Raw genomic sequence first — 2,648 nt, 5'->3', positions numbered from 1 at the left:
TTTATTAACTATTAATACTAGCAAACAATCTCTATTAGTCTTTTAATCTTTGCAGCTTATTGTAACGAGCTTTATTGAGTGTCAGTAAGAGTCGGTTTATAGAGTGACTACGTCATTTGACGTAGTCGAATTCGTCAATCAGCCAATACCCCCGAAGCAGTATATTTTTCATAATCGTTCATGAAGAGGCTATAACTCCAAATTTATAACAAGTGCCTCATTATCCAAGAGTCTTATTTTGAGGAAGGTAGAATCATGACAATGAAAAAAATGCTTAAAGGTTTAGTTCTTAGCGCAAGTGCTTCAGCATTTGCAATGAGCGCAATGGCTGCTGACACGATTAAAGTCGGTGTACTTCACTCTCTATCAGGCACTATGGCGATCAGTGAAACAACACTGAAAGACACGGTTCTAATGATGATCGAAGAGCAGAACAAAGAAGGTGGTTTGCTAGGTAAGAAGCTAGAGCCTGTTGTGGTTGACCCCGCATCGAACTGGCCATTATTTGCAGAGAAAACACGTGAACTGCTTACTAAAGACGAGGTTGACGTAATTTTCGGTTGCTGGACGTCATCTTCACGTAAAGCGGTTCTTCCTGTCATTGAAGAGTTGAACGGTTTGTTGTTCTACCCTGTTCAGTACGAAGGTGAAGAGTCGTCTAAAAATGTTTTCTACACAGGTGCTGCGCCAAACCAGCAAGCGGTTCCAGCCGTTGACTACTTGATGAATGACCTTGAGGTTGAGCGTTGGGTACTTGCAGGTACTGATTACGTTTACCCACGTACAACGAACAAGATTCTTGAGGCATACCTTAAGGCTAAAGGCGTTGCAGAAAAAGATATCATGATCAACTACACGCCTTTCGGTCACTCTGATTGGCAGTCAATTGTTTCAGACATCAAGAAGTTCGGTAGCGCAGGTAAGAAGACAGCGGTTGTTTCAACAATTAATGGTGATGCAAACGTTCCTTTCTATAAAGAGCTAGGTAACCAGGGTATTTCTGCTGAAGATATTCCAGTGGTTGCATTCTCTGTTGGTGAAGAAGAACTGTCTGGTCTAGACACTAAGCCACTTGTTGGTCACTTGGCAGCTTGGAACTACTTCCAAAGCGTTGAAAGTGATGTAAACGAAGAGTTTATTGCAAACTGGAAGTCTTACATCAAAGACGACAAGCGTGTGACTAACGACCCAATGGAAGCGACCTACATTGGTTTCGAAATGTGGGCGAAAGCAGTTGAGAAAGCGGGTACTACTGACGTAGACGCAGTTGAGCAAGCTATCTTGGGTGTATCGGTACCTAACCTGACTGGCGGTACTGCTGTTATGAATACTAACCACCATTTGAGTAAGCCAGTTTTAATTGGCGAGATTCAAGAAGATGGTCAATTTGAAGTGGTTTGGGAAACTAACGGTGAAGTAATTGGTGATGCTTGGTCTAACTACCTACCAGGTTCTAAAGACCTAATTGCTGACTGGACTGACCCGGTTAAGTGCGGCAACTTTAATACTAAAACAGCTAAGTGTTCTGGTCAGAACTTCTAAGACCTGAGCTTTAGCTAGCCGGAAACATTTATTCGGCAACTTAAAAGGGGAGCACTGTCCGGTGCTCCTCATTTCTAAACCTACAACCCCGTAATTTCCCTATGATGTTTGGCTTCAGATCATATCTGAACAGACACAACAGGGAAGTTGCGTGTTAAATGAACCTAAAATGGAGTACAGCGGTGAGAATCCTGCCCTTTATTCTCGCGATAATGTTTAGCTTGGTGTTCAACCAAAGCTATGCGGCATCGAACGCCGAGAACAGTCCAAGCACTGTTGCGACAGCAATAGATAGCGAAACCCAAGCGCTCTTAAGCAAACTGACGAAAGCCAAGCTTAAGAAGATTATTCCGATCTTGAAAGACTTGGAAGCACACGCAGGGGAAACCTTGCTCCCCATGTTTCAGGTGATGCTAAAGGGGCAGCTTCATTATCTTAAGAAAGACCGTAACTCACTTATGTCGGTGAAAAAAGTTGATGGCGAAAAAGTCTTTCACGAAGTTTTCACCGGTGCTGAGTTAGAGCCATTGAAAAAGAAACTCTACAAGAAAGTTCGTGTGAATAACAAAGTGCGCTCTTATCTCCGTGGGGCAATTGCACGTATTCAGCTAAGTGCAAAGGACCCAGAGTTGCGTCTTTCAGCGCTCACTTCTTTACTATCAAGTTTGGATGAAAGCCTGATTGAAGCCATTCAAGCAGTGAAAGTGTCTGAGCAAGATGAAGAAGTATTGGAAATGATGGGGGTTGCACTTGCTATTTATGCCTTAGAAAACAGCAAAGTTCGCGAAGAACGACTGGCGTCAATTGAAACCCTGGCAGGTCGTTTGGAAAATGAGATTAAGAATCTGCTCGCCAAAATTGTTGAAAATGATAGTGATGAAGTCGTTGTGGCAGCGGCACAAAAGGCGTTAACACTGATTGAAGATCGAGTCGCTAACTTTCAGTTTGTCGATAAGCTCTTTTTCGGATTGAGCTTAGGTTCTGTCCTTTTGCTTGCTGCAATTGGCCTGGCAATTACCTTTGGCGTTATGGGCGTTATTAATATGGCGCATGGTGAGATGATCATGCTGGGCGCTTATACCACCTATGTGGTTCAGCTTCTGATG

Annotated in this window: 1 protein-coding gene and 1 pseudogene; both read left to right on the top strand. The window is 43.3% G+C overall.

The annotated features are described in order from the left end of the window. Positions 1-261: 261 nt before the first annotated feature. Positions 262-1,542: an urea ABC transporter substrate-binding protein gene (gene urtA / locus A3757_RS21805; protein WP_156490602.1), complete on the top strand. Its 1,281-nt coding sequence runs from the start codon at positions 262-264 to the stop codon at positions 1,540-1,542. 158 nt (positions 1,543-1,700) lie between these two features. Then, positions 1,701-2,648, top strand: a pseudogene (locus A3757_RS21800) (urea ABC transporter permease subunit UrtB); the annotation flags it as partial.

The organism is Oleiphilus sp. HI0117, assembly GCF_001635235.1.
This window is presented reverse-complemented; position numbering and strand designations above follow the sequence as displayed.

Coding starts and splice junctions, on each gene's coding strand:
- urtA (WP_156490602.1), top strand. CDS start 262: ATGAAAAAAATGCTTAAAGGTTTAGTTCTTAGCGCAAGTGCTTCAGCA.